5 protein-coding genes and 1 pseudogene are annotated in these 3353 nt (G+C 50.7%); 1 reads left to right on the forward strand and 5 read right to left on the reverse strand.

Annotated elements, in window-relative coordinates:
• Positions 1-119 precede the first annotated feature (119 nt).
• The 4 genes and pseudogenes from AB7D94_RS16830 to AB7D94_RS16845 form a co-directional block, all read right to left on the reverse strand.
• Entirely contained in the window at positions 120-662 is a 543-nt protein-coding gene (locus AB7D94_RS16830) for a DUF4337 domain-containing protein (RefSeq protein ID WP_420267227.1), read from the reverse strand.
• A 10-nt stretch (positions 663-672) separates the two neighbouring features.
• A pseudogene (locus AB7D94_RS16835) lies at positions 673-906 on the reverse strand (flavin reductase family protein); the annotation flags it as partial.
• 41 nt (positions 907-947) lie between these two features.
• Positions 948-1205 carry a Txe/YoeB family addiction module toxin gene (locus AB7D94_RS16840; RefSeq protein WP_420267228.1) on the reverse strand — a complete coding sequence of 86 codons (258 nt, stop codon included), beginning with the start codon at positions 1203-1205 and terminating at the stop codon, positions 948-950.
• On the reverse strand, positions 1186-1395 hold the full coding sequence (locus AB7D94_RS16845) for a prevent-host-death protein (RefSeq protein ID WP_420267229.1): 210 nt from the start codon (positions 1393-1395) through the stop codon (positions 1186-1188). Before AB7D94_RS16845 ends, AB7D94_RS16840 begins: the two co-directional genes overlap by 20 nt.
• Positions 1396-1556: 161 nt before the next feature.
• Here AB7D94_RS16845 and AB7D94_RS16850 point away from each other — a divergent pair, with 161 nt between their 5' ends.
• Entirely contained in the window at positions 1557-1715 is a 159-nt protein-coding gene (locus AB7D94_RS16850) for a hypothetical protein (protein ID WP_420267230.1), read from the forward strand.
• 86 nt (positions 1716-1801) lie between these two features.
• Here AB7D94_RS16850 and bioA read toward each other — a convergent pair whose 3' ends face one another.
• Positions 1802-3175 carry an adenosylmethionine--8-amino-7-oxononanoate transaminase gene (gene bioA / locus AB7D94_RS16855; protein ID WP_420267231.1) on the reverse strand — a complete coding sequence of 458 codons (1374 nt, stop codon included), beginning with the start codon at positions 3173-3175 and terminating at the stop codon, positions 1802-1804.
• Between the last annotated feature and the right edge of the window lie 178 nt (positions 3176-3353).

Here is a 3353-nt window from a genome sequence, read left to right on the forward strand (position 1 = left end):
GGGGGGGGGGGGGCTGCTTTACTATTGTGACACAGTCTGCAAGCCGGAATGACGGACGAAGATATTTCTTAAATACGCTAATCACTGATTACTAATGCGCTAATGAATTATAAATAGAATTAAACCGGCAGGACAAGCAGAAAACCGTTTATAAAGTAAACAATCCCGGCCGCACCTACTGACATGCTTAGATACCAGATGGGTTTCTTTTTCATAAGGGCGGAGATAGAGCCGAGCAGGATAGCGATTTGCAGAAAAATGACTGCCATGCCGAAGGCCTTCGAGTGTTTTTGGGCGTCGTCGCGCAGCAGTTCCAGCCTCCTGGCCTCGACCATGATGTCGGCCTTTTCAGTTTCGTACTTTTGTATTTTCTCTGTGAGTGAGGCGAGCTGTTCAGTGTAGTGCCTTTGTACATCGCCGGAGAGTTTCTGTTCGGAGTATTTTAATTCTGTCTCGTATTTATCTTTTTGGAGTTCTTTGATATAGCCCTTGATGCTCTTGGCCTGATAGAATGCCCATTGGTCGGAGGACTGGGACTGAGAAAGCAGCGCCCGCGTGGAGAAGTTACCCCCCTTGAATGTGGACAAGGTGGCCAATACGGCAAACAGCACGGTAGTCATAGCCAGATAATTAAGCCACGGTTCTTTTTTCTCTTCAGCCATTATTTAACCTCTAAAAATAATCGCCCCATACAAACGTCAATGGAGTCATGTCATTTATCAGTTTGGCGTTGACTACCTCTCCGACAATAAGCTCGTGGTCACCGGCTGGAAATACATCCTTTAGTTTGCACTCACAATAGGCCATCGCGCAATCTAATACCGGCGAACCCTGAGGGGCGTTTGAATAGCCGTAGTCCTTGAACTTGTCCACTTTCCTGCCACTCTGAAACCCAAAGTGCCTGGCCTCGTCTGTTTGTCACAAGGGTAGAATCCGCAAGCAGTGCCCTAATAATGATAACGGCAACTCAGTATCCTGATGGCAGTCTCCGAAACTTCATAGACCACCCTGTGCTCCTCGTCTACGCGCCGTGACCAGCAACCAGATAGCTCATACTTCAACTTTTCTGGCCTTCCTTGTCCATGAAAAGGCTCACGCTGAATTTCCTTGATCAGGCCGATAATCCTAAGGGCTTTCTTCCTGTCTTTCTCCACCCACCACTGCAAGTCTTCAAAGGCGTGAGGGTCAAACTCCAAGCTTCTCACGAACTACCTCAAATGTAATCCCCTCACCACGCCCTTTTGCCTCTATAAGCCTTTCCCGCATGGCTCTGCTCTGCAGGAGGTAGGCGGTCTCTTTCTCTGACCCGATCTCACGCCACAAGTCAATAGGGACTATAACCCCTGTTACTGTCCCAGCCTCGTCTGAGATGTATTGTATGTCTGCCAGGCTCATATAAGCTCCTGAAACAAGTAAATTCTCTAGTTTAGAGTAACATACATCTTCCTATTGATTGCCAGTGTGCGTATAAGTGAACCCCCCTGCGGCATATTCCGCCGTCAAGGGGGCTGTTTCTCAGTCTGCGTCGCCCCTCTAATACGGTGGCGGCGGTGGATATGGCGCCGGTGCTGGTGCCGGATAAGCCGGTGGTGGCGCTGGCGCATAATATGGCGGCGGTGGCGCCGGTTCATAATACGGCGGCGGTGGCGGCGGCAACGGCTCTATTGTTGCTATACATCCTGCCAATGACAACGACAACAGGAATAACGCTATGAGTCTCTTCATTCATTCCCTCCAAAGTTAATTCTCTACTTAAATTATCATACCACCGAATGCCCTCGGTTGTCAAGCGGCGCGGCGTCTAAGATTTCTCTGTCACACAGGCAATAGATTCCCCGATTCTGTGGAGCATTGCCCTCAGATTCCCCTCAGATATGGCCAACGGCGGCATTATTACTACGCAGTTCCCCAAGGGCCTCAATAACACACCTCTTGTCCTGACATCAAGGGCAACGCGCCACCCAGTCTTATCCTGAATGGGATATGCCTCCCTCGTCTCTTTATTTTTTACAAGCTCAACACCGGCCATAAATCCCGCGCTTCGCGTGTCGCCAACATGCGCGCGGCCCCGAATTGCCAGCAGCCACTTCTCAAGGATTTCTATCTTTGGCCTCAGCCGGTTCAATGTGTCTTCTTTGTCAAACAAGTCCATCACGGCCAGCGCCGCGGCACAACCAATGGCGTTGCCCGTATAGGAATGGCCGTGGAAAAATTGCCTCATCTGCCCATATTCACCAAGAAAGGCGTTGTATATTTCCTCTGTTGCAACCGTCACGGCAAGCGGCACGTACCCGCCCGTTATGCCCTTCGACAGACATATGATGTCCGGTGCCACACCCTCAGTGCCACAAGCAAACATCGCGCCCGTCCTCCCAAAGCCGGTTGCTACCTCATCGGCTATCAGGATAACACCGTAATCGCTGCATAAGCGCCTCACGCCGCGCAAAAACCCATCAGGGGCGGCTATCATCCCCCCGGCTGCCTGCATCCTCGGCTCTATTATCACGGCGGCTATCTCATGGTTGTGTTCTTTTAACTGCTTTTCCATTTCAGACAGACACGCCATCGCGCACATCCCCCGGTCAAGTCCAAGCTCACACCTGTAACAATAGGGCGCGGGACTTTTAAGGGTGTTAAACAGCAGGGGGCTGAATGTGCCGTGAAATACCTCTATGCCACCGACGCTCACCGCCCCAATGGTGTCGCCGTGGTAGGCCATGTTCAGTGAAAGGAAGGTGTTTTTGCCCTTTACACCTTTGTGCAGCCAGTACTGAAATGCCATTTTAAGGGCAACCTCCACGGCCGTTGAGCCGTTGTCGGAATAAAAGACCTTTGTAAGTGGCAGGCCGCCATCGCCCGGAGATTCCCGCAGGATGTTCACAAGCCTTTCGGCCAGTAAGATAGACGGCTCACCGGCAAGCCCCAACAGAGTAGAGTGGGCAATTTTATCTAACTGCCCCCTGATGGCGTCGTCAATTTCCTTTTTTCTGTGGCCAAATATATTGACCCACAGTGACGACACACCGTCAATATACCATCTGCCGCGCATGTCTTTGATAAAGCATCCAAGGCCCTCTTCGATTACGATGGGGTCGGCCTCAACCCATTCGCTCATCTGCGTAAAGGGGTGCCAGAGATATTTCCTGTCAAGTTCACATAGGTCGCGGTAATCCATAGAAGCCGTCTCTCCCAAATAAGGCCATAATTGAGTCTAACTCACGACGAATTTTAAGAAATGCCGCACGGCAATGTCAATGTCTCTGTTATAAATGCAGGGCAATCGCATTTGAAAAATAAAGCAGAAATTGCCTACACTTTTAGCGCTGACCGATGGTTTCCTGGATTCCTGCTTC

The organism is Candidatus Magnetominusculus dajiuhuensis (assembly GCF_046044395.1).
Lineage (GTDB): Bacteria > Nitrospirota > Thermodesulfovibrionia > Thermodesulfovibrionales > Magnetobacteriaceae > Magnetominusculus > Magnetominusculus dajiuhuensis.